The 23,747-nt window shown below is 72.1% G+C and carries 19 protein-coding genes; 15 read left to right on the top strand and 4 right to left on the bottom strand.

Annotated elements, in window-relative coordinates; all coding sequences use genetic code 11:
• Positions 1-141: 141 nt before the first annotated feature.
• The 4 genes from ACH4LD_RS23700 to ACH4LD_RS23685 all read left to right on the top strand — a co-directional run bounded on the left by ACH4LD_RS23700 (position 142) and on the right by ACH4LD_RS23685 (position 5,051).
• On the top strand, positions 142-1,827 hold the full coding sequence (locus ACH4LD_RS23700) for a carbohydrate binding domain-containing protein (protein WP_132782642.1): 1,686 nt from the start codon (positions 142-144) through the stop codon (positions 1,825-1,827).
• Between the two features lie 356 nt (positions 1,828-2,183).
• The gene (locus ACH4LD_RS23695) at positions 2,184-3,578 is read left to right on the top strand and encodes a glycoside hydrolase family 16 protein (RefSeq protein ID WP_398053738.1); all 1,395 of its coding nucleotides are present in this window, start codon (positions 2,184-2,186) and stop codon (positions 3,576-3,578) included.
• A 65-nt stretch (positions 3,579-3,643) separates the two neighbouring features.
• Positions 3,644-4,690: an NADP-dependent oxidoreductase gene (locus tag ACH4LD_RS23690; protein WP_398053737.1), complete on the top strand. Its 1,047-nt coding sequence runs from the start codon at positions 3,644-3,646 to the stop codon at positions 4,688-4,690.
• Positions 4,677-5,051: a MerR family transcriptional regulator gene (locus ACH4LD_RS23685; RefSeq protein WP_398054118.1), complete on the top strand. Its 375-nt coding sequence runs from the start codon at positions 4,677-4,679 to the stop codon at positions 5,049-5,051. Before ACH4LD_RS23690 ends, ACH4LD_RS23685 begins: the two co-directional genes overlap by 14 nt.
• A 52-nt stretch (positions 5,052-5,103) precedes the next feature.
• Here ACH4LD_RS23685 and ACH4LD_RS23680 read toward each other — a convergent pair whose 3' ends face one another.
• A complete protein-coding gene (locus tag ACH4LD_RS23680; protein WP_103817291.1) occupies positions 5,104-5,994 on the bottom strand; it encodes an AraC family transcriptional regulator in 891 nt (296 codons plus the stop codon).
• A 146-nt stretch (positions 5,995-6,140) separates the two neighbouring features.
• Between ACH4LD_RS23680 and tkt the strand changes: the two genes are divergently transcribed.
• The 8 genes from tkt (at position 6,141) to ACH4LD_RS23640 (ending at position 16,639) form a co-directional block, all read left to right on the top strand.
• Positions 6,141-8,216 carry a transketolase gene (tkt, locus tag ACH4LD_RS23675; RefSeq protein ID WP_398053736.1) on the top strand — a complete coding sequence of 692 codons (2,076 nt, stop codon included), beginning with the start codon at positions 6,141-6,143 and terminating at the stop codon, positions 8,214-8,216.
• Between the two features lie 51 nt (positions 8,217-8,267).
• Entirely contained in the window at positions 8,268-9,413 is a 1,146-nt protein-coding gene (tal, locus tag ACH4LD_RS23670) for a transaldolase (RefSeq protein WP_132782647.1), read from the top strand.
• The gene (gene zwf / locus ACH4LD_RS23665) at positions 9,410-10,999 is read left to right on the top strand and encodes a glucose-6-phosphate dehydrogenase (protein WP_398053735.1); all 1,590 of its coding nucleotides are present in this window, start codon (positions 9,410-9,412) and stop codon (positions 10,997-10,999) included. Before tal ends, zwf begins: the two co-directional genes overlap by 4 nt.
• Entirely contained in the window at positions 10,996-11,922 is a 927-nt protein-coding gene (gene opcA / locus ACH4LD_RS23660; protein WP_398053734.1) for a glucose-6-phosphate dehydrogenase assembly protein OpcA, read from the top strand. The genes zwf and opcA overlap by 4 nt, the downstream gene beginning before the upstream one ends.
• A 1-nt stretch (position 11,923) precedes the next feature.
• Positions 11,924-13,576 carry a glucose-6-phosphate isomerase gene (pgi, locus tag ACH4LD_RS23655; protein WP_398053733.1) on the top strand — a complete coding sequence of 551 codons (1,653 nt, stop codon included), beginning with the start codon at positions 11,924-11,926 and terminating at the stop codon, positions 13,574-13,576.
• Positions 13,577-13,578: 2 nt separating this feature from the next.
• Positions 13,579-14,457, top strand: a complete 879-nt coding sequence (gene gnd / locus ACH4LD_RS23650) for a phosphogluconate dehydrogenase (NAD(+)-dependent, decarboxylating) (protein WP_398053732.1) — start codon at positions 13,579-13,581, stop codon at positions 14,455-14,457.
• Positions 14,458-14,463: 6 nt separating this feature from the next.
• The gene (locus ACH4LD_RS23645; protein ID WP_398053731.1) at positions 14,464-15,051 is read left to right on the top strand and encodes a histidine phosphatase family protein; all 588 of its coding nucleotides are present in this window, start codon (positions 14,464-14,466) and stop codon (positions 15,049-15,051) included.
• 124 nt (positions 15,052-15,175) lie between these two features.
• Positions 15,176-16,639: a membrane-associated oxidoreductase gene (locus ACH4LD_RS23640; RefSeq protein WP_398053730.1), complete on the top strand. Its 1,464-nt coding sequence runs from the start codon at positions 15,176-15,178 to the stop codon at positions 16,637-16,639.
• Here ACH4LD_RS23640 and ACH4LD_RS23635 read toward each other — a convergent pair.
• Both ACH4LD_RS23635 and ACH4LD_RS23630 read right to left on the bottom strand, forming a co-directional pair.
• Positions 16,626-18,416 (bottom strand): TIM barrel protein, encoded by a 1,791-nt coding sequence (locus ACH4LD_RS23635; RefSeq protein WP_398053729.1) that lies wholly within the window; start codon positions 18,414-18,416, stop codon positions 16,626-16,628. The two genes, ACH4LD_RS23640 and ACH4LD_RS23635, sit on opposite strands and share 14 nt — an antisense overlap.
• A gap of 148 nt (positions 18,417-18,564) precedes the next feature.
• Positions 18,565-19,449: a shikimate dehydrogenase gene (locus ACH4LD_RS23630; RefSeq protein ID WP_398053728.1), complete on the bottom strand. Its 885-nt coding sequence runs from the start codon at positions 19,447-19,449 to the stop codon at positions 18,565-18,567.
• A 163-nt stretch (positions 19,450-19,612) separates the two neighbouring features.
• Between ACH4LD_RS23630 and ACH4LD_RS23625 the strand changes: the two genes are divergently transcribed.
• Positions 19,613-20,278: a TetR/AcrR family transcriptional regulator gene (locus ACH4LD_RS23625; protein ID WP_030983784.1), complete on the top strand. Its 666-nt coding sequence runs from the start codon at positions 19,613-19,615 to the stop codon at positions 20,276-20,278.
• Between the two features lie 259 nt (positions 20,279-20,537).
• Complete coding sequence (locus ACH4LD_RS23620; protein WP_398053727.1) at positions 20,538-21,908, top strand: MFS transporter; 1,371 nt, start codon at positions 20,538-20,540, stop codon at positions 21,906-21,908.
• Between the two features lie 249 nt (positions 21,909-22,157).
• Here ACH4LD_RS23620 and ACH4LD_RS23615 read toward each other — a convergent pair whose 3' ends face one another.
• Entirely contained in the window at positions 22,158-22,748 is a 591-nt protein-coding gene (locus ACH4LD_RS23615; RefSeq protein ID WP_398053726.1) for a TetR/AcrR family transcriptional regulator, read from the bottom strand.
• Positions 22,749-22,850: 102 nt separating this feature from the next.
• On the opposite strand from ACH4LD_RS23615, the gene ACH4LD_RS23610 reads away from it, so the two are divergent.
• Positions 22,851-23,729, top strand: a complete 879-nt coding sequence (locus ACH4LD_RS23610; protein WP_398053725.1) for an NAD(P)-dependent oxidoreductase — start codon at positions 22,851-22,853, stop codon at positions 23,727-23,729.
• Positions 23,730-23,747: the final 18 nt, after the last annotated feature.

Raw genomic sequence — 23,747 nt, 5'->3', positions numbered from 1 at the left:
CCCGGGCGCCGGGGCCCACCGGTATGGACCAATTCCGTTCTTCTCCTTGACAGGGCGGATTGGTCCATACCAAATTCGTTGACGCAACGCTTCCGCACTCCCCTGCACTCCCGAACACCCCACCCCTGACAGGGAGATCGCGTGCGCGACACACTCGGGCGTCCCAGACGCCGGCTTCTCGCCCTGCTCGGCTCCGCCGCCCTCGCGGTCGGCGGGGCCATCGCCCTCCCCGGTACGGCCCACGCGGCCAACATCCTCACCAACCCCGGCTTCGAGTCCGGCGGCCTCTCCCCCTGGACCTGCACCGGCAACCTCGGTTCGGTCGTCTCCTCCCCCGTGCACGGCGGCGCCAAGGCGCTCCAGGGAGCGGTGACGTCGAGCGACAACGCCCAGTGCAGCCAGACGGTCGCCGTGCAGCCGAACACGACGTACAGCCTCAGCGGCTGGGTGCGCGGCAGTTACGTGTACCTGGGCGTCAACGGCGGCGCGTCCACCTGGACCTCGTCCCCGTCGGCGTACAGCCAGCTCAGCGTCTCCTTCACCACCGGCGCCTCGCAGACCAGCGCCACCATCTATGTGCACGGCTGGTACGGCCAGGGCACCTACTACGCCGACGACATCGGTCTGGACGGCCCGGGCGGCGGAGGTGGCGGTGACACCCAGGCGCCGACCGCGCCGAGCGGGCTCACCTCCACCGGCAAGACGTCGTCGAGCGTGTCGCTGAAGTGGAACGCGGCCACGGACAACACGGGCGTGACGGCGTACGACATCTACAGCGGGGCCAACCAGCTCCTGAGCGTCTCCGGTACGTCGGCCACGGTCAGCGGGCTGTCGCCGAGCACGAGTTACACCTTCACCGTGAAGGCGCGGGACGCGGCGGGGAACACCTCGCCGGCCTCCAACTCCGTCACCGTGACGACCGACGCGGGCACCGGCGGCGGCACCGGCTTCAAGCAGGCGGCGCCGTATCTGTACCAGGGCTGGGGCGACCCGCCGAGCCCGACCACGGTGATGAACGCGACCGGGGCCAAGTGGTTCACGATGGCGTTCGTGCTGGACTCCGGCGGCTGCACCCCGGCCTGGGACGGCAGCCGGCCGCTGACCGGCGGCGTGGACCAGTCGGCGATCAACCAGATCCGGTCCGCCGGTGGTGACATCGTCCCGTCGTTCGGCGGCTGGTCGGGCAGCAAGCTCGGTGCCAACTGTTCCTCCGCGAGCGCGCTCGCCGGGGCGATCCAGAAGGTGGTCGACGCGTACGGCCTGAAGGCCATCGACTTCGACATCGAGAACTCCGACGAGTTCGAGAACGAGGCCGTGCAGGCGAAGATCCTCACCGCGCTGAAGACGGTCAAGGCCAACAACCCCGGCCTGAAGACCATCGTCACCTTCGGCACGTCCACCACCGGGCCGACGTACTACGGCAACCGGCTCATCGAGCAGGCGCAGGCGCTGGGCGCGAACATCGACGTGTTCACCATCATGCCGTTCGACTTCGGCGGCGGCTCGGACATGTACGGCAACACGGTGAACGCGGCGGAGGGGCTGAAGAACAAGCTGAAGTCCACCTTCGGCTGGGACGACGCCACCGCCTACGCGCACATCGGCATCTCCGGCATGAACGGCCTGTCCGACCAGCAGGAGACGACGACTCCCGCGATCTGGACGCAGATCCGGGACTGGGCCAACTCGCACCACATCGCGCGGCTGGCCTTCTGGTCGGTCAACCGCGACCGGCCCTGCCCGGGCGGCGGTGTCGCCGAGAACTGCTCCGGGATCAGCCAGAGCAACTGGCAGTTCACCTCGATCACGGCCGGCTTCACCGGCTGACGCTCCGGTGAGGTGACGCGGAGGGCCGCTCGGCGGAGCGGCCCTCCGTTGTCGTGTGCGACACGCCGGGGGCGCACCGCATACCCCCCCGGCCCGGGAAGGGGCCCTGCGGACCGCTGCCGAAGCTGTGCTGGGCGGACTGGGCGGCGGGCAGCGCGGTCTGCGCCGGTACGGGCGGCTTCACCCCGTGAACTGCCCTACGCTGCAAGGACTTTCCTTGCTTCAACTCTTGACGGTCCCGGGGGCGGGGAGCACATTGGCGGCACCGTGAGAGCGCTCTCAAGCACGGACACCGGGGCACGTTTGAGAGCGCTCTCACGGAACCCCCGCACACACCCGTACCCGAGAGGCTCCCCATGAGCGCATCCTCCGGCATCCCCAGACCCCGCCCGCTGCGGCGCGCGTTCACCGCCGCCGTCGCCACGCTCGGCCTGGCCGCGGCCCTCGCCACGGCCGCCACCGCGCCCGCCGACGCCTCCGCGCCCGCGCCGCCCTCGGGCTGGACGCAGATCTTCGCGGACGACTTCAACGGCGCGGCCGGCTCCGGCGTCAACACGGCCGACTGGCAGTACGACACCGGGACGTCCTACCCCGGCGGCGCCGCCAACTGGGGCACCGGCGAGGTGGAGACGATGACGTCGAGCACCAGCAACGTCGCGCTCGACGGGAACGGCAACCTGCTCATCACCCCGCGCCGTGACGCCTCCGGCAACTGGACCTCCGGCCGGATCGAGACCACCCGCACCGACTTCCAGCCCCCGGCCGGCGGGAAACTGCGCGTCCAGGCGCGCATCCAGATGCCGAACGTCACCGGCGCCGCCGCGAAGGGGTACTGGCCGGCGTTCTGGATGCTCGGCGCGCCGTTCCGCGGCAACTACTGGAACTGGCCGGGCATCGGCGAGCTGGACATCATGGAGAACGTCCAGGGCCTGAACACCGACTGGGCCACGATGCACTGCGGCACCAACCCGGGCGGCCCCTGCAACGAGACCTCCGGCATCGGCAGCTCCACCTCCTGCGCCGGCACCACCTGTCAGGCCGGCTTCCACACCTACGCGATGGAGTGGGACCGCTCGACCAGTCCCGAGGAGATCCGCTTCTACCTCGACGGCGTCAACTTCCACACGGTCAGGGCGAACCAGGTGGACGCGACGACGTGGGCGAACGCCACGAACCACGGCTACTTCCTCATCCTCGACGTCGCGATGGGCGGCGGCTTCCCGGCCGCGTTCGGCGGCGGCCCGGACAGCGGGACCGAGCCGGGCCACCCGATGGTCGTCGACTACGTACAGGTCCTGCGGTCCTCGGGCGGCGGCACCACTCCCCCGCCGACCGGCAACCGGGACGCCTACAGCCCCGTCCAGGCCGAGTCCTACGACAGCCAGTCCGGTGTCGTCACGGAGACCACCACGGACACCGGCGGCGGCCAGGACATCGGGTCCCTCGCGAACGGCGACTGGGCGCTGTACAAGGGCGTCGACTTCGGTTCCACGGCGGCGAAGCAGTTCTACGCCCGGGTCGCGAGCGGTGCGGCCGGCGGGGTCAGCGGTCTGGTCGAGGTGCGCCTCGACAGCCGTGGCAACGCGCCCGTCGGCAGTTTCGCCGTGGCCAACACGGGCGGCTGGCAGTCCTGGCGGACGGTCCCGGCCAACATCGGCGCGGTGACCGGTACGCACGACGTCTACCTCACCTTCACCAGCGGCCAGCCGGCCGACTTCGTGAACGTGAACTGGTTCGACTTCGGTCACTGACCGGAGGAAGCCCGCGGCGCTCGGGGTTGACCTTCACGCATACGTCAACCCCTAGCGTCACCGGCATGACGACCACACCGACCTTCACCCGCACGGGCCTTGAGGTCCGCCTCGCCGCCCGGCCGCAGGGACTGCCCGCACCCGGTGACATGGAGATCGCCGAGGTGGCCGTGCCGGATCCGGCGCCGGGCGAGGTCCTCGTCCGCAATCTGTTCCTCTCCCTGGACCCCGGCATGCTGCTGCTGATGGCGGAGGACGCCCTGCTGCCGCTCCCCCGCTACGAGATCGGTGCGCCGATGCACGGGGACGCGGTGGGCGAGGTCCTGGTCTCCGCGCACCCCTCCCTCTCCCCGGGCGACCTGGTGGTGCACCGGCTGGGCTGGCGGGAGTACGCGGTGGCCGGCGCCGGGGCGTTCCGGCGGGTCGACCGGGACGCCTACCCGACCCCGTCCCTGCACCTGGGCTTCGGGCTCGTCGCCTACGCGGGCCTCGTGCAGGTGGCCGGGCTCCGGCCGGGCGACACGGTGTTCGTGTCCAGCGCGGCCGGTGCGATCGGCGGTCTGGCCGGGCAGATCGCCCGGCTGATGGGAGCGCGGCGGGTGATCGGCAGCGCCGGCTCGGCGGCGAAGGTGGCGCACCTGACCGGGCGGCTCGGCTTCGACGCGGCTTTCGACCACCACGACGGGCCCGTCCTGGACCGGCTCCGCGAGGCCGCGCCCGACGGCGTCGACGTCTACTTCGACAACGTCGGCGGCGAGCAGCTGCGGGCCGCGATCGAGGTGATGAACGAGCACGGCCGGATCGCCCTGTGCGGAGCGCTGCACCGGCAGTCCACCGGCCGTCCCGATCCGGGGTTCGGCGATCTCGTGACCGTCATCGCGAAACGGCTGACCCTGCGCGGCTTCACGGTCCGCGAACACCTGGACCGGGCGGCCGAGTTCGGGGAGCGGTTCCGCGGCTGGCTGCGGGACGGCTCGATCGTCTACGACGAGACGGTCGTCGACGGTCTGCGGGGCGCCCCGGCCGCGCTGACCGACCTGGTGCGCGGCCGGTACACCGGGAAGACCGTGGTCCGGCTGGGCGTTGCGAGCGACCGTGATGCTGATCGGTGAACTCGCCTCGGCGACGGGCGCGACCACCCGGGCCCTGCGCTACTACGAGGAGCAGGGCCTGCTGGAGTCGGAGCGGTCCCCGGCCGGGTACCGGGTGTACCGGCCGGAAGCGGTGACCCGGGTCCGCAATGTGCGCGACCTGCTGGCCTCCGGGTTCACCGTGGAGAACGTGAAGTCCTTCGTCCGCCACCTCGACAGCGACCTGCCGGAGGTGTTCGCGTACGCGGAGTCCTGCGCGGGCAACTACGCGGTGGGCGCACGCCGGGTGGCCGAGCTCCAGGAGCGGATCGAGTCGCTGACCCGGATGCGGGACACCCTCGTGCGCCGGATGCCGTGGCTGGCGGGCGAGCCGCCGGCCTGAGCGGGTCCGGGCGGGCCGGCGCGGTGCCGCGGTCCGGCAGCGGCCCGAGCACTCAGCGCAGCTCGGCCCGGAAGGCCACCGGTGTCTGGCCGGTGTGCAGGTGGAAGAACTTGGAGAAGTTCGCCGCGTCGGGGAAGCCCACGGCCACCCCGACGCGGCCGATCGGCAGGTCCGTGTGGGCGAGGAGGCGCTTGGCCTCCAGCACGACGCGCTTGTCGATGAAGCCCTTGGGTGTCTCGCCGGTGGCCGCGCGGACGGCGCGGACCAGGGTGCGGCGGGAGTAACCGAGCGCGTCCGCGTAGGCGCTGACGCTGTGGTTGGTGGGGAAGCCCCGCTCGACGGCGTCCCGGAAGCGGGTGAAGGTGCTGTCGGCGTGCTGCCGGGAGGTCTCGGCCGAACTGGCGGCGAGATGCGCGAGGCGCAGCAGGCACGCGGTCAGACTGTGCCTCAGGACGGCCGTGTGCAGGCTGAGCGGGAGCGTCTCGGTGTCCTCGTACTCGCGGCGGAGCTGGTCGAAGGCCGCGTGGAGCGCGGCGAGCTGCGCGGGGTCGGGGTGCAGCAGCGGCGGCAGGTCGTAGCGGTACAGGCCGGCGGCCTCGACGGTGGCGCGGGGCAGGAAGCCGGGCTGCATGGTCAGGACGGTTCCGCGGTACACGGATTCACGGGAGAACCGGTGCACCTGTCCTGGGCGGATCCACAGCAGGTCGCCGGCCGTGGCCTCGTACTCGGCGAAGTCGATCATGTGCCGTACCGGGCCGTCGATGAAGAGCATGACGACGTGGAAGTCGATACGGTGGACGCGGTGCAGGGGGGCGTCGACGTGCCAGCGGTGGTCGGTGCCCATCGGGCCGATCTGCATGCCGACGCCACCGACGGCCAGGTCGGCCGGGAAGGGGAACGTTCTGATCCCGTCACCCTCAGCTTGGTGTCTTATGCCCGTCATGCCCGGTTCATCCTATCCCTGTCGCGTGATCACTGTCCCAGATTCACCACAGGCTGACACACCCCGACCTTTCCTCGAAAAAGTCAGACTTTTAAGTTTGAACGCGTCCGGCCAGCCATCCCGTACTGAACGAGGACTTCTTGAAGATGACTACGCAGACTTCCGAGAGCTTCGAGTGGACCGACCTCGACCGGCGCGCCGTGGACACCGCCCGACTTCTGGCGGCCGACGCGGTGCAGAAGGTGGGCAACGGACACCCGGGCACCGCGATGAGCCTGGCCCCTGCCGCGTACACGATCTTTCAGAAGGTGATGCGTCACGACCCGGCCGACCCGGAGTGGACCGGCCGTGACCGGTTCGTCCTCTCCCCCGGCCACACCTCGCTGACCCTCTACACACAGCTCTTCCTCGCCGGCTACGAGCTGGAGCTGGACGACCTCAAGGCGTTCCGCACGCACGGCTCGAAGACGCCGGGCCACCCCGAGTACGGGCACACCGCGGGCGTGGAGACCACCACCGGCCCGCTCGGCCAGGGCGTCGCCAACGCCGTCGGCATGGCGATGGCCGCCCGCTACGAGCGCGGTCTGTTCGACCCGGAGGCCCCCGCCGGCACCTCCCCCTTCGACCACACCGTATGGGCCATCGTCTCCGACGGCGACCTGGAGGAGGGTGTCTCCGCCGAGGCCTCCTCGCTCGCCGGCCACCAGAAGCTGGGCAACCTGGTCTTCGTCTACGACGACAACCACATCTCCATCGAGGGCGACACCGCGACCGCCTTCTCCGAGGACGTGCTGAAGCGGTACGAGGCCTACGGCTGGCACACCCAGCGCGTGGAGCCCACCGCCGAGGGTGACATCGACGTCCCCGCCCTCCACGCCGCGCTCAAGGCCGCCCAGGCCGAGACCGAGCGGCCCTCGATCATCGCCATGCGCACGATCATCGCCTGGCCGGCCCCGAACGCCCGGAACACCGAGGCCTCCCACGGCTCCGCGCTCGGCGAGGAGGAGATCGCCGCCACCAAGCGCCTCCTCGGCTTCGACCCGGAGCGGACCTTCGAGGTGGCCGACGAGGTCCTGCGGCACACCCGGCGGGCCCTGGACCGGGGTGCCGAGGCGCACGCCGCCTGGGACAAGCGGATCGCCGAGTGGCGTGCCGCCAACCCCGAGCGGGCCGAGCTGTTCGACCGCGTCAGCAAGGGCGAGCTGCCCGAGGGCTGGGAGGAGAGCATCCCGGTCTTCGAGGAGGGCAAGTCGGTTGCCACCCGCGCCGCCTCCGGGAAGGTGCTCCAGGCGCTCGGCCCGGTGCTCCCCGAGCTGTGGGGCGGCTCCGCCGACCTGGCCGGCTCGAACAACACCACCATCGACAAGAGCAGCTCCTTCCTGCCGCAGGGCAACCCGCTGCCCGGGGCCGACCCGTACGGCCGTACCGTGCACTTCGGCATCCGCGAGTTCTCCATGGCCGCGGAGATGAACGGCATCGCCCTGCACGGCAACACCCGGATCTACGGCGGCACCTTCCTGGTGTTCTCCGACTACATGCGCAACGCCGTCCGGATGTCGGCGCTCATGCAGCTGCCGGTGACGTACGTGTGGACGCACGACTCCATCGGCCTCGGCGAGGACGGCCCCACCCACCAGCCGGTCGAGCACCTGGCCTCGCTGCGCGCCATCCCGGGCCTGAACGTCGTCCGCCCGGCGGACGCCAACGAGACCGCGATCGTCTGGGCCGAGATCCTGAAGAGGCACGCCACGCACCCGGCCCCGCACGGGCTCGCGCTCACCCGCCAGGGCGTGCCGGTGTACGCGCCGAACGCGGACGCGGCCAAGGGCGGCTACGTGCTGCGCGAGTCCTCGACGGAGGTCCCGGAGGTGATCATCATCGCGACGGGCTCCGAGGTGCAGCTCGCCGTGGCCGCGCGGGAGCGGCTGGAGGCCGAGGGGATCGGTACGCGGGTGGTGTCCATGCCGTCCGTGGAGTGGTTCGAGGAGCAGCCGCGCGAGTACCGCGAGCGGGTGCTGCCGCCGGCCGTGAAGGCCCGGGTCGCCGTCGAGGCCGGCATCGGCCTGACCTGGTACCGGTTCGTCGGTGACGCCGGACGCATCGTCTCGCTGGAGCACTTCGGTGCCTCCGCCGACGCCAAGACCCTGTTCGCCGAGTTCGGCTTCACCCCAGAGAACGTCGCTGCGGCGGCCCGCGAGTCGCTCGCCGCCACCCGCGCCTGACACCGGCGCACACCGAGCACACCGACGCACAGAAGACGCACAAAAAGAGAGATGAGCACAGTGACCGAAGCAATCCCGACCCCGGGAGCCCTCAAGCGCCTCGCCGACGAGGGGGTGTCGATCTGGCTGGACGACCTGTCCCGCAAGCGGATCACCTCGGGCAGCCTCGCCGAGCTGGTGGCGAGCGGAAGCGCCGTCGGTGTCACCACCAACCCGTCCATCTTCCAGGCCGCCATCGGCTCCGGTGAGGGCTACGAGGAGCAGCTGACCGACCTCGCCGTACGCGGGGTGACGGTCGACGAGGCCGTACGGATGATGACGACCGCGGACGTGCGGGACGCCGCCGACATCCTGCGTCCCGTGTACGACGCCTCGGGCGGCCGTGACGGCCGGGTCTCCATCGAGGTCGACCCGCGCCTCGCCCACGAGACCGAGGCCACGGTCGCCGAGGCCAAGCAGCTCGCCTGGCTGGTGGACCGGCCCAACGTGATGATCAAGATACCGGCGACCAAGGCGGGTCTTCCGGCGATCACCGAGGTCATCGGCCTCGGCATCAGCGTCAACGTGACCCTGATCTTCTCCCTGGAGCGCTACCGCGAGGTCATGGCCGCCTACCTGGCCGGTCTGGAGAAGGCCCGCGAACGGGGCATCGACCTCTCCACGATCCACTCGGTGGCGTCCTTCTTCGTCTCCCGCGTGGACAGCGAGATCGACAAGCGGCTGACCGCCCTCGGCACCGAGGAGGCCCTCGGCCTCAAGGGCCGCGCGGCCCTCGCCAACGCCCGTCTCGCCTACGAGGCGTACGAGGAGGTCTTCGCGTCCGACCGCTGGCTGGCGCTCGCCGGGGACAAGGCGAACAAGCAGCGCCCGCTGTGGGCGTCCACCGGTGTGAAGGACCCCGCGTACAAGGACACTCTGTACGTGGACGAGCTCGTCGCGCCGGGCACCGTCAACACCATGCCGGAGGCCACGCTGAACGCGGTCGCCGACCACGGCGAGATCACCGGTGACACGGTGACCGGCGGCTATGCGCAGGCCCGCGCGGACCTGGCCGCCGTCGAGCGGCTCGGCATCTCCTACGACGAGGTCGTCCGGCAGCTGGAGGACGAGGGTGTCGCCAAGTTCGAGGTGGCCTGGCAGGACCTTCTGGACGCCGTAGCGAAGTCCCTGAAGAGCAAGGGAGTTGACGCCCGATGACCGAGAACGCACCCGCCCAGGCGCCCGCACCCGAGGAGGTGCGCGTGCCGGTGGCCCCGGCCGCCGACTGGGAGAACCCGCTGCGGGACGCCCGGGACCGCCGGCTCCCCCGCATCGCCGGGCCGTCGGGCCTGGTCATCTTCGGAGTGACCGGCGACCTGTCCCGCAAGAAGCTGATGCCGGCCGTGTACGACCTGGCCAACCGCGGTCTGCTGCCGCCGGGCTTCTCCCTCGTCGGGTTCGCCCGCCGGGACTGGGCCGACCAGGACTTCGCGCAGGTCGTGCACGACGCCGTGAAGGAGCACGCCCGCACCCCCTTCCGCGAGGAGGTGTGGCAGCAGCTCGCCGAGGGCATGCGGTTCATCCCCGGCGACTTCGACGACGACACCGCGTTCAAGCAGCTGAAGGACGCCGTCGACGAGCTGGACTCCTCCCGGGGCACCGGCGGCAACTTCGCCTTCTACCTCTCGGTGCCGCCGAAGTTCTTCCCGAAGGTCGTGCAGCAGCTGAAGAAGCACGGCCTGGCCGGCCCGCCGGAGGGTTCCTGGCGGCGCGCGGTCATCGAGAAGCCGTTCGGGCACGACCTGGACAGCGCGCGCGAGCTGAACAAGATCGTGCACGAGGTGTTCGAACCGGACCAGGTGTTCCGGATCGACCACTACCTCGGCAAGGAGACCGTCCAGAACATCCTGGCGCTGCGCTTCGCCAACCAGATGTACGAGCCGATCTGGAACCGGTCGTACGTCGACCACGTGCAGATCACCATGGCCGAGGACATCGGCATCGGCGGCCGGGCCGGCTACTACGACGGCATCGGCGCCGCCCGGGACGTCATCCAGAACCACCTGCTCCAGCTCATGGCGCTGACCGCCATGGAGGAGCCGATCGCGTTCGACGCGGAGGCGCTGCTCACCGAGAAGCTGAAGGTGCTGAAGTCGGTGCGGCTGCCGGAGGACCTGGGCCGGCACACCGTGCGCGGCCAGTACGCGGCCGGCTGGCAGGGCGGCGAGAAGGTCGTCGGCTACCTCCAGGAGGACGGCATCGACCCCAAGTCGAAGACCGACACCTTCGCCGCGATCAAGCTGGGCATCGACAACCGCCGCTGGGCGGGCGTCCCGTTCTACCTGCGCACCGGCAAGCGGCTCGGCCGCCGGGTCACCGAGATCGCGGTGGTCTTCAAGCGGGCCCCGCACTCGCCGTTCGACTCCACCGCCACCGAGGAACTGGGGCAGAACGCGATCGTCATCCGCGTCCAGCCGGACGAGGGCATGACCGTGCGCTTCGGCTCGAAGGTGCCGGGCACGTCGATGGAGATCCGGGACGTGTCGATGGACTTCGCCTACGGCGAGTCGTTCACCGAGTCGAGCCCGGAGGCGTACGAGCGGCTCATCCTGGACGTACTGCTCGGCGACGCCAACCTGTTCCCCCGTCACCAGGAAGTGGAAGAGTCCTGGAAGATCCTCGACCCGATCGAGGAGTACTGGGCGTCGCACGGCAGGCCGGCGCAGTACGCGTCGGGCAGCTGGGGACCGAGTGAAGCCGACGAGATGCTCGCACGAGACGGACGGAGCTGGCGCAGGCCATGAAGATCGACCTGACCGACACCACGGCAAGCAAGATCAACAAGGCGTTGGTGCAGGGCCGCCGCGCCATCGGGACGCCCGCCGTGGGCATGGTCCTGACGATGGTCATCGTCACGGACGAGGAGAACGCCTACGACTCGATCAAGGCGGCCGAGGAGGCCTCGCACGAGCACCCCTCGCGCACCCTGGTCGTCATCCGGAGGCAGGCCCGCACCCTGCGCGACCGCACCCACTCGCGGCTCGACGCCGAGGTCCGGGTCGGCTCCGAGGCCGGCTCCGGCGAGACGGTGGTGCTGCGCACCTACGGCGAGGTGTCCGACCACGCCGACTCGGTGGTGCTGCCGCTGCTGCTGCCGGACGCCCCGGTGGTCGTGTGGTGGCCGGGGGACGCGCCCGAGGCGCCGTCCAAGGACCCGCTGGGCGCGCTCGCCCAGCGCAGGATCACCGACCTGTACGCCGTCGAGCGGCCGCTGGAGGTCCTGAACGCCCGGGCCCGCACCTACGCGCCCGGTGACACCGACCTCGCCTGGACCCGGCTGACCCTGTGGCGGTCCATGCTGGCCGCGGCCCTGGACCAGGCCCGGGTGAAGGTGACCTCGGCGGCCGTCGAGGCCGAGGCCGACAACCCCAGCGCCGAGCTGCTCGCCCGCTGGCTCCAGGCCCGCCTGGGCGTCCCGGTGGACCGGGTGCACAGCGCCGGCCCGTTCGTGACGGCCGTACGCCTCGGCACCGCGAACGGCGAGATCGTCGTCGACCGCCCCGAGGGCCCGCTGGCCACGCTGACCCTGCCGGGCCAGCCGCCGCGCACCCTCGCCCTGAAGGTCCGCCCCACCTCCGAACTCATCGCCGAGGAACTGCGCCGCCTCGACGCGGACGAGATGTACGCCATCGCCCTCCAGGGCGAGGGCACCAAGGAGAACGCCTGAGATGGCCGAGTACCCCAAGCTCACCCACCGGCCAGAGTGGACGGCGCTGGCCGACCACCGTGCCCAGGGCCAGCCGCACCTGCGCGAGCTGTTCGCGGCGGACCCCGGCCGCGCCGAGCGGTACGTCGTGCGGGTCGGCGACCTGCACATCGACTACAGCAAGCAGCTGATCACCGACGAGACCCTGGCACTGCTCCAGGAACTCGCCACCGCCACCGGCGTGTTCGCGCTGCGGGACGCCATGTTCCGCGGTGAGAAGATCAACCTCACCGAGCGGCGGGCCGTGCTGCACACCGCGCTGCGCGCCCCCCGGGACGCGGTGGTCGAGGTCGACGGCGAGAACGTCATACCGAAGGTGCACGCCGTGCTCGACAAGATGGCCGGCTTCGCCGAGCGGGTCCGCTCCGGCGAGTGGACCGGTCACACCGGCCGACGCATCAGGAACATCGTCAACATCGGCATCGGCGGCTCCGACCTCGGCCCCGCGATGGCCTACGAGGCGCTGCGCCCGTACACCGCACGGGAATTGACGTTCCGGTTCGTGTCGAACGTGGACGGCTCCGACCTGCACGAGGCCACCCGCGACCTGGACCCGGCGGAAACGCTCTTCATCGTGGCGTCCAAGACGTTCACGACGATCGAGACGATCACCAACGCCACCTCCGCCCGCTCCTGGCTGCTGAACGGCCTGGACGGCGACGAGAAGGCCGTGGCGAAGCACTTCGTGGCGCTGTCCACGAACGCCGAGAAGGTCACCGAGTTCGGCATCGACCCGGACAACATGTTCGAGTTCTGGGACTGGGTCGGCGGCCGGTACTCGTACGACTCCGCCATCGGCCTCTCCCTGATGATCGCCATCGGCCCGGACCGCTTCCACGAGATGCTGGACGGCTTCCGGATCGTCGACGACCACTTCCGCACCGCGCCCGCCGAGGCCAACGCCCCGCTGCTGCTGGGCCTGCTGGGCATCTGGTACGACAACTTCTTCGACGCCCAGACCCACGCGGTGCTGCCGTACTCGCACTACCTGTCGAAGTTCACCGCGTACCTCCAGCAGCTGGACATGGAGTCCAACGGCAAGTCGGTGCAGCGCGACGGCAATCCGGTGGAGTGGCAGACCGGCCCGGTCGTCTGGGGCACCCCGGGCACCAACGGGCAGCACGCCTACTACCAGTTGATCCACCAGGGCACCAAGCTCATCCCGGCCGACTTCATCGGCTTCGCCCGCCCCATCGGCGAGCTGAGCGACGAACTCAAGGCCCAGCACGACCTGTTGATGGCCAACTTCTTCGCCCAGACCCAGGCGCTCGCCTTCGGCAAGAGTGCCGAGGAGGTCCGCGCGGAGGGCGTGGCCGAGGAGCAGGTCGCGCACCGCACCTTCCGCGGCGACCACCCCACCACCACCATCCTCGCCACCGAGCTGACCCCGTCGGTGCTCGGCCAGCTCATCGCCCTCTACGAGCACAAGGTGTTCGTCCAGGGCGCCGTGTGGAACATCGACTCCTTCGACCAGTGGGGCGTGGAGCTGGGCAAGGTCCTCGCCAAGCGCGTCGAACCGGCCCTCACCGAAGGCGCGGACGTGCCGGGTCTCGACCCGTCCACCACGGCCCTCGTCGCCGCCTACCGCACTCTCAAGAACGCATCGGAGAACTGATCATGCAGCTCGGTCTCATCGGTCTCGGCAAGATGGGCGGCAACATGCGCGAGCGGATCCGCCGCGCCGGCCACACCGTCGTCGGCTACGACCGCAACCCTGAGGTCTCCGACGTCAAGAGCCTCGCCGAACTGGTCGAGAAGCTCGAAGCGCCCCGCCAGGTGTGGGTGATGGTCCCGGCCGGCACGGCCACCCAGACCGTCATCGACGAACTCGGCGACCTGCTCTCCCCCGGTGACACGGTCATCGACGGCGGCAACTCCCGCTGGACGGACGACGAGAAGCACGCCGCCGCGCTCGGCATCAAGGGCATCGGCTTCGTCGACGCCGGCGTCTCCGGCGGTGTGTGGGGCCTGGAGAACGGCTACGCGCTCATGGTCGGTGGCGACAAGGAGAACGTGGACCGGCTCCAGCCGATCTTCGACGCGCTCAAGCCGGAGGGCCCGTACGGCTACGTCCACGCGGGCCGGGTCGGCGCCGGGCACTTCTCCAAGATGGTCCACAACGGCATCGAGTACGCCATGATGCAGGCCTACGCCGAGGGCTGGGAGCTGCTGGAGAAGGTGCACTCGGTGGAGAACGTCCGCGAGGTGTTCCGCTCCTGGCAGGAGGGCACGGTCATCCGTTCCTGGCTGCTGGACCTCGCGGTCAACGCCCTGGACGAGGACGAGCACCTGGAGAAGCTGCGCGGCTACGCGGAGGACTCCGGCGAGGGCCGCTGGACCGTCGAGGCGGCCATCGACAACGCCGTACCGCTCCCCGCGATCACGGCGTCCCTGTTCGCCCGGTTCGCCTCGCGGCAGGACGACTCCCCGCAGATGAAGATGATCGCCGCGCTGCGCAACCAGTTCGGCGGCCACGCGGTCGAGAAGAAGGACTGACCTGCCGTGGGGGACCTCCTGCTGGTCCGCCACGGTGAGACGGAGTGGAGCCTGTCGGGACAGCACACCAGCTTCACCGACCTGCCCCTCACGGAGCACGGCGAGGAACAGGCCAAGTCCCTCGCCCCGCTCCTCACCGGCCGGACCTACGCCCTGGCGCTCGCCAGCCCGCTGAGCCGCGCCCTGCGCACCGCCGAACTGGCGGGCATACCCGGGGTCGTACCCGACCCCGACCTGCACGAGTGGGACTACGGCGGCTACGAGGGCGTCACCACCGCCGAGATCCACCGCACCCGGCCCGACTGGGACCTGTGGACCGACGGCGTGCCACCCGGCCCGGCGGGACATCCGGGCGAGTCGCCCGAGGAGATCGGCGCCCGCGCCGACCGGGTCCTGGCCCGCCTGTCCCCGGCCCTCGCACAGGGGGACGTGGTCCTCGTCGCCCACGCCCACTTCCTGCGCGTCCTCACCGCCCGCCGGCTGGGCCTGCCGCCCGCCGAGGGCCGGCTGTTCCAGCTCGCCACCGGCACGGTCAGCCGTCTGTCGACGGAACACGACCGCCCGGTGATCACGGAGTGGAACGTACGGCCGTAGCCGGCACCACACAGCCGTGTGCCCCCGGTCCGCCGACAGCGGCGCACCGGGGGCACACGCGTGCAACGCCCCGGCGGTCCGGGCGGATTGACAGGTACCTGGCCCTCGGGTGAGAGTCCCGCTGATGGAGATCAACGATCTGACGGCGGCCGAGGAACGGGTGTGGCGGGCGTTTCCGCGCGGGGAGGCCGTGGACTTCCGGGAGTCGCCCGGCGAGGACCCCGCCGACGGGGCCGGCTGGGGCGCCGGACGGACCGTGCGGGCCCAGGTGTTGCGGGCGCTGCTCCTCGGCGGGCCGCGGCAGGACGGGGAGACCGCCGCGCTCAGTCTCGCCGGCGCCCGGATCACGGGCCGGCTGGACCTTCAGTACGCGACCACCGACCACCCGGTGCGGCTGCGGCACTGCCACTTCGACGAGGCCCCGCGGTGCCACGCCGCCCGGCTGCGCGAGCTGAACCTCAGCGAGTCCGTCCTGCCCGGACTGGTCGCCCACGCCGTGCAGGTCGACGGTGTCGTGCGGCTGACCCGCGCCCGGTGCACGGGGATCGTGCGGCTGGGCGGCGCCCGGATCGCCGGCAGCCTGTACCTGGAGGGCGCCGAGGTGGCCGCGCCGGACGCGGAGGAGCCGGTGCTCCAGCTCAACCAGGCCGCGGTCGGCGCCGACCTGTGGGCGCCGGGGCTGCGCACCCACGGGCGGACACGGCTCAGCGGCGCGACCGTCGCCGGGTCGGTCAACCTCAGCGAGGCGCGGCTCGGGAATCCCGGGCACGACGCGCTGGAGGCGGAGACCTTCGCCGTCGGCGGCGACATGCTGGTGCGGTACGCGCAGGTGCGCGGCTCGATGGGCCTGCGCGGCGCCCGCATCGCCGGGCGCCTCGACCTGTCGTACACCGCCCTCTCCCATCCGGGGGGTTCGGCGCTGCGGGCCAGCAGTACGGCCATCGGCGAGCTCTGGCTGCGCAAGGGGCCGCCGATGGAAGGCGCCCTCAACCTGCGCCGCGCGCAGATCGACGTCCTGTTCCTGGAACCGGAGTCGGCGCCCGGCGAGGTGCTCCTCAACCACCTGTCGTACACCTCCCTCGTCCCGCACGAGCCCGCCGAGCGCCGTCTGCCCATGCTGGAGCGCGACCGCGACGGCTACACCCCGCACGCCTACGAGCAGTTGACGGCCGCCTACCGGCGCGTCGGCGACGACCACGCGGCCCGGCTGGTGCAGCTCGCCAAGCAGCGCCGGCACCGCCGCACGCTCCCCTGGTACGGCCGGCTGTGGGGCCTGGTCCAGGACGTCACCGTCGGCTACGGCTTCCGGCCGCTGCGCGCCGCCGGCTGGCTGCTCTCGCTGCTCGCGCTCGGTTCCGTCGTCTTCGCGCTGCACCACCCCCGGCCGCTGAAGGCGGGCGAGGCACCGCCGTTCGACCCGGTGTTCTACACGCTCGACCTGCTGCTGCCGGTGATCTCCTTCGGGCAGGACTCCGCGTTCGCTCCGCGCGGCGGCTGTCAGGTGCTCGCCTACGTCCTCGTCCTCACCGGCTGGATCCTGGCGACGACGGTGATCGCCGGCGTCACCCGCGCGGTCAGCCGCCAGTGAAGCCGCGCACCGCGTGCTGGGCCGCCAGCCGCACCGGGGCGTTCACGGCGCCGTAGCCCTGGTAGCCCGGATCACGCTGGACGAGCTCGAAGAAGACCCGGCCGACGGTCTCGGTGTAGCAGTGCCGGAAGGCGCCGCCCGCCTCGCGGTCGTACAGGATGCCGAGCTCGCGGTACGTCTCCAGCTCACCGTCGGCGAACTCGTACCGGGCGGCCAGGTCGTCGTGGTAGTTGGCCGGTACCGGCAGCAGCCGTCCGCCCGCCGCGCGGAAGGCGCGGGCGGCGGCCACCACGTCGTCCACGGCGAGCGCGATGTGCGCCGCGTGCAGGGTGTCGTCACCGGGGGCCGCGCCGACCGCGAGGGCGATCCGGACGCTGCCGTCGGCATTGGTGACGGCACGGCTGCGCAGGAGGCCGTAGGGGTCGGCGAGGTCGACGCTCTCCTGGGCGTGCAGTCCGAGGACGCTGCGGTGGAAGAGCGTCGCCTCGTCGAAGTGGTGCCAGGGCTGGGCGAGCGCGAGGTGGTCGATGCGGGCGACCGAGACGGGTACCTCCGCCAGGTCCTCGAAGTCGGCGCGCCAGTCGGGGAGTCCGGGGCGTCCGGTGGCGCAGAAGAAGAGCTCCGTGCCGTCGGGTGCGGCCACCGCGTCGAGCGCGACGTCCTCGGGGGCCCGGCGCCGGGGCAGCACCGGGGCCAGCAGGGCCTCCGCGCGGCGGGCCGCGCCGGCCGGGTCCGGGGACTCCAGGCCGATCGCGGCGAGCCGGGTGCCCGCGCGGCGGGCGGCGGGGCCGGTGTTGACCAGGACGCGGGCCGCGCCGCGCTGCCACAGGTCGACGGGTTTGCCGCGGTGCCGTGCGGCCCGGGTGAAACCGAGGGCACCGAGCAGAGCGGTGACGGGTTCGGCGTCCGGGGTGAGGAGTTCGGCGAAGGCGACGCCGGCCGGGACGACAGGGGCGGGCAGCCCGGCCACCCCGACGGCCTCCTGGAGGAGCAGCAGGGAGCGGTGGGCGTCGACGGCGGTGGGACCGGCGTCGGCCTGCCGGAAGACGTCGTTGAAGACCTCCAGGGAGAGCGGGCCGCGGTAGCCGGTGCGCAGCACATGGGTGAGCAGGCCCGGGAGGTCGAAACCGCCCTGGCCGGGGAAGCAGCGGTAGTGGCGGCTCCACTGGAGGACGTCCATGGCGAGCAGCGGGGCGTCCGCCAGCTGGAGGAAGAAGATCTTCTCGCTGGGGATGTCCTCGATGCCCTTGGGGTCGCTGCCCCGGGACAGGATGTGGAAGCTGTCCAGGCAGGTGCCGAGGGCGGGGTGCCCGGCGGCCTCGACGATGCGCCAGGCGTGGTCGTACGTACTGACGTGCCGCCCCCAGGCGAGCGCCTCGTACGCCACCCGGATGCCGAACTCGTCCGCCAGGTCGGCGAGCCGGCTGAGCTGCTCGGCGGCGAGGGCGTCGTCGTCCAGGGCGTCCGGGGAGACGTTGGAGCAGACGAGGACGGTGTCGGCGCCGAGCCGCCGCATCAGCTCGCACTTGTGCCGGGCACGGCGGAGATTGCGCGCGAAGACCTCGTCCGGCACGGCCTCGATGTCCCGCATCGGCTGGTAGAGGTCGATGGCCAGACCGAGGTCGGCGCAGCGGGCCCGGATCTCCTCGGGCGACAGGGGGCAGGCGAGGAGATCGTTCTCGAAGATCTCCACCCCGTCGAACCCGGCACGGGAGGCGGCGGTGAGCTTCTCGGTGAGGGGGCCGCTGAGGGAGACGGTGGCGATGGAGGTGTGCACGGGGTGGACTCCTTGGGGTTCAGGGTGCCTGTGCCGCGCCCCCCCGGGGGGGTGCGGGGCGTGTTCGCGCGGGCGGCCCGGCGACGGGTGGGACCGTCACAGGTGGCTCCGCCGCGTGGGCGCGACCGCCACGACGGGCCCGCGGCCGTCAGCCGGCGACGCTCCCCGAGCGCTCCGCCCCGGCCAGTTCCTCGATGTCGGCCAGCATCCGCGCACTGTCCGGCTCCCGCCCGGTGAACAGCCGAAACGCGTCGGCGGCCTGGAAGACGGCCATCCCGCCCCCGCCCAGCACGGCGCAGCCGACCGCCCGGGCGGCCCGCACCAGCTCCGTCTCCAGCGGTCGGTACACCACTTCGGCGACCCACAGGCCGCGCCTCAGCAGCTCCGCCGGCAACGGCAGACCGGGATGGGCGGCCATACCGGTCGGCGTGGCGTGCACGAGGCCGTCGGCGTCGCGCAGCAGCTCCGCCAGCCGGTCCGCCGTCGCCGCCACCGCCCGGCCGGGGCCGAAGTGCCGCTGGAGGGAGGCCGCCAGGGTGGCGGCCCGGTCGGGCAGGGCGTCCACGACGGTGACCCGGCCGGCACCGAGGGTGAGGACGGCGTGCGCGACGGCCGCGCCGGCGCCGCCCGCGCCGAGCTGGACGACCCGTTCCATCGGGGCGTCCGGGAGGCCGCGGGCGAAGGAGGCGGCGAAGCCGGTGACGTCGGTGTTGTGCCCGACCGCCCGGCCGCCGTCGAAGACGACGGTGTTGACCGCCCCGAGCGCCTCGGCCCGCGGGTCGAGCGCGTCCAGGTGCGGCAGGACGAGCTGCTTGCAGGGGTGGGTGATGTTGAGCCCGTCGAAGCCGAGGTCGCGGGCGGCGCGGACCAGGTCGCCGACCGCCTCCGGCGGCACGCCGAGGACGTCGGTGTCGAGCAGCCGGTACAGGTACCGCAGACCCTGCCGGTCCGCCTCCCGGTGGTGCAGGGCCGGGCTGAGCGAGGGGCCGATCCCGGACCCGACCAGCCCGACGAGATACGAGTCCTTGGCCACGCGGGACCTCCCAGGGCGAGCTAATGTACGAACCAGTACGTTAGCTATATCAGCCGTACGGGTGGTTCGGAAGACCCCCGCCGCGCTCCGGAGCCCTGCTTCTACAATCACCGGCACGCGAACGAGCGCGCCGCCCCGGCGCCTCACGGCCCGAAGGACAGCGATGACCAGCGTCGACGAACCGGTACGACCCGGCGGGCGGGTGCGCGACGCCGCCCGCACCAAGGCCGAGATCCTCGACGTGGCCACGCAGGAGTTCGCCCGGGCCGGCTACGACGGCGCCCGCGTGGACGAGATCGCCGCCCGCACCCGCACCACGAAGCGGATGATCTACTACTACTTCGGCGGCAAGGAGCAGCTGTTCACGGCCGTGCTGGAGCGGGCGTACGGGGTGATCCGGGACGCCGAGCAGGAGTTGGACGTGGACCACCTGGACCCGGTGGCCGCGATCCGGCGGCTGGCCGAGCTGACCTTCGACCACCATGAACGGCACCCGGACTTCATCCGGCTGGTCAGCATCGAGAACATCCACGGCGCCGAGCACATCGCGGCCTCCGAGAAGCTCGGCCGGATCGGCTCCCCGGCACTGGACGTGATCCGCCGCATCCTCGCCGCCGGGCAGGAGTCCGGGCTGTTCACGGCCGACGTGGACGCGGTCGACCTGCACGCGATGATCAGCTCGTTCTGCTTCTTCCGGGTCGCCAACCGGCACACGTTCGGCGCCCTGTTCGGCCGGGACCTGGTGGACCCGGCGCAGCGGGAGCACTACCGGACCATGCTCGGGGACATGGTGATCGCCTATCTGACGGCGGAACGGGCGGCCGGCTGACGGTTTTTGCGGGCGGTCGGCCGACGGTTTCGCGGGCGGCCGGGTGACGGTTTCGCGGACCAGCCCGCCGACGGCTTCACGGGCGGACTGTCGGGACCGGGGGCGCGCGAGCCCTTGACAGCGGGGAAACACGGGCGCAACATCCCACCCAACCACGACTAACTACCCAGTGGGTTAATTAGCCGCCGCGATCCGGCCCTCGCCCCCGCTCACTCCCCCTCCCTCCGCAGGGTGGAGTCCTCCCCGAAGGAGCACCGCCGTGTCCGTCCCCGCCCCCGCCCCTGCTCCCGCCCCCGGCCCCGCGGCCCCGCCCGGCCAGCCCTGGAAGGCGGCCACGGCCGCCTGGATCGGCAGCGCGCTGGAGTACTACGACTTCTTCCTCTACGGCAGCGCCGCCGCCCTGATCTTCCCGAAGGTGTTCTTCGACGCCTCCGACCCGGCGACCGCGACCCTGCTCTCGCTCGCCACCTTCGGCGTCGCCTACGCGGCCCGGCCCCTCGGCGCGCTGGTCCTCGGGCACGTCGGCGACCGGCTCGGCCGCAAGAAGATCATGGTGTTCACGCTCGTACTGATGGGCCTGTCGACGTTCCTGATCGGCTGTCTGCCCACCCGCGCGCAGGTGGGCACGCTCGCGCCCGTGCTGCTGGTGCTGTGCCGCGTCCTGCAAGGCGTCTCGGCGGCCGGCGAACAGGCGAGCGCCGGCTCGATGAGTCTGGAGCACGCGCCGCCGGACCGGCGCGGCTTCTTCACCAGCTTCACGCTCAGCGGCACCCAGGGCGGTCAGCTCATCGCCACCCTCGTCTTCATCCCGGTCGCCCAGCTGCCCGAGGAGCAACTGCTGTCGTGGGGCTGGCGGGTGCCGTTCTGGCTGAGCGTGGCCGTCGCCGTCGTCGGCTGGGTGATCCGGCGCCGGCTGCACGAGACCCCGGCCTTCGCCCGGCAGGCGGCGGACGGGGGCGTGGCCCGGCTGCCGCTCGCGGTGCTGCTGCGCGAGCACTGGGCGGATGTGCTGCGGGTGATCGCGGGTGCGCTCATCGCGTCGGTCAGCACGGTGTTCACGGTGTGGGCGCTGGCGTACGCCACGAGCGACGCGGTCGGCATGTCCCGTACCGCGATGCTGTGGGTGGGCGCGCTGGCCAACCTGGTGGCGCTCGGCGCGATCCCGTTGTGGGCGACGCTGTCGGACCGCGTCGGGCGCCGGCCGGTGTACCTGATCGGGGCGGTCGGCAGCGCGGTGGCGATGACCGGTTATCTGTGGGCGATCTCCACGGGCTCCTATCCGCTGACGCTGCTGCTCGGCGTCGTGGCCTTCGGCATCGTCTACAGCGCGGCGAACGGCGTGTGGCCCGCCTTCTACGGCGAGATGTTCGCGACCCGGGTCCGGCTGTCCGGCCTCGCGATCGGCACGCAGACCGGTTTCGCGGTGGCCGGGTTCGCGGTGACCTTCGCCGCCGAGATCGCCGGTCCGGGCGGCGACGACTGGGCGGCGGTGGCCCTGTTCACGGCGGCACTGTGCGTCCCGCCGGCGCTCGCCGCGCTCACCGCCCGCGAGACACACCGGGTGCCGACGGAACTGCTCGGCGAGCGGGCGGCGCGGGAGGCGTCCCGCCGGGAGCGGGTTCCGGTCTGACACCCGGGGCTGACCATGAGGGTGGCCAGGAACTCGGGCCCGGGCGGCGTCCGCCGGGGGCCGGGGGCCTGCCCGGCGGAGGGGTCACGCGGGTGGCGTCCCGCCGGGGACCAGGGGCCTGCCCGGCGGAGGGGTCACGCGGGTGGCGTCCCTTCCGGGAGCGGTCATTGCGTGGCACCCGGGCGGAGGGGTCGCGCGGTGGCGTCCCTCCCGGGGCGACCAGAGGCATGCCGCCACGGGCCAGGGTGCTCAGGAGCCCGTGGCGGCGTCCAGAAGCGGGCCGAGTTCCTCCACGACCGTCGACAGGGGCCGCACGTCCCGCTCGGCGCGTGCCATCAGGATCGCGCCCTCCAACGCGCTGATCATGAGGGTGGCCAGGGGCTCGGCGCGGGACGGGGGGACGCCCATGTCCGTCAACGCCTCGGCGACCGGGCCCCGCCAGGTCGCGAAGGCGGTGGCCGCCGCCTCCCGGGTCGAGTCGCCGGACGTGGCGCAGTCGACGGTGGCGGCGGCGACCGGGCATCCCGCCGCGAAGCCGTCCGCCGCGTACTCGTCGGTCCACTGCGCGGCCATCGCCGCGAACAGGCCGCTCGGCGTCGGCCGGTCGAGTCCGGCGAGGAAGCGGGCGACCCGCTTGCCCGCGTACCGGCCGGCCCATGCGACCGCCTCGTTGACCAGCTGTTCCTTACCGCCAGGGAAGTAGTGCTGGAGGGAGCCGCGCGGTGCTTCCGCGTGCGCGGCGACCTCCCGCATGCCGGTCGCGGTGACCCCCTGCCGCCGGATGAGCTGGGCCGCGCTGAACACCATCCGCTCCCGCGGTCCGCGCCGCGCCTGCGTCATCGTCGACCTCCGTTCCTCCCGCGCCACTGTATGACCACCGTCATAGCGACGGCTACTATGACCGCTGTCATAGTCGACCCGTGGCGCGGAGGGCGGCCTGCCATGAACGTGGGATTCATCGGTCTCGGAGTGATGGGGCGGCCCATGGCCCTGCGTCTGGCGTCGGCCGGCACCCCCCTGGTGGTCTGGAACCGGACCCCGGAGCGGACGGAGCCGCTGCGCGCGGCCGGCGCGGAGGTCGCCGCGGACGCCGGCGCGGTGTTCGCGCGGGCCGAGGTGGTGCTGCTGATGCTCGCCGACGAGACGGCGACGGACGCGGTCCTCGGCCGGGGCACGCCCGGACTGGCCGCGCGGGTCGCGGGCCGGACCGTCGTCCACATGGGCACGACCTCCCCGGAGTACTCCCACGCCCTGGAGACCGAGATCCGCGCCGCCGGCGGCCGCTATGTCGAGGCGCCCGTCTCCGGGTCCCGGGTGCCGGCGGAGCAGGGGCAGCTCGTGGCCATGCTCGCCGGGGAGGAGGCCGCCGTGGCCGCCGTACGGCCGCTGCTCGCGCCGATGTGCCGGGAGGCGTTCGCGTGCGGTGCGGTGCCGGGGGCGCTGCTGATGAAGCTGGCGGTGAACATCTTCCTGATCACCCAGGTGACCGGGCTGACCGAGGCGTTCCACTTCGCCGAGCGGCAGGGTCTGGACCGCCGGCTGTTCCTGGACGTCCTGGACGCGGGCCCGATGGCCAGCGGGGTGTCCCGCATGAAGGCGCCCAAGCTGCGCGAGCGGGACTTCGCGGTGCAGGCGGCGGCGCTGGACGTGCTCAAGAACAACCGGCTGATCGCCGAGGCCGCCCGCAAGGCCCGTCTCGCCTCCCCGCTCCTCGACGTCTGCCACATCCTGTTCGAGGAGACGGTGGCGCAGGGGTACGGCGGGGAGGACATGGTCGCCGTCCTGCGGGCGATCGAGGCACGGACCGCGGAGTCGCCGTGAGCGGGCGGGCGTGGGCCC

The organism is Streptomyces sp. NPDC017676, assembly GCF_044329325.1.
GTDB lineage: Bacteria > Actinomycetota > Actinomycetes > Streptomycetales > Streptomycetaceae > Streptomyces.
This window is presented reverse-complemented; position numbering and strand designations above follow the sequence as displayed.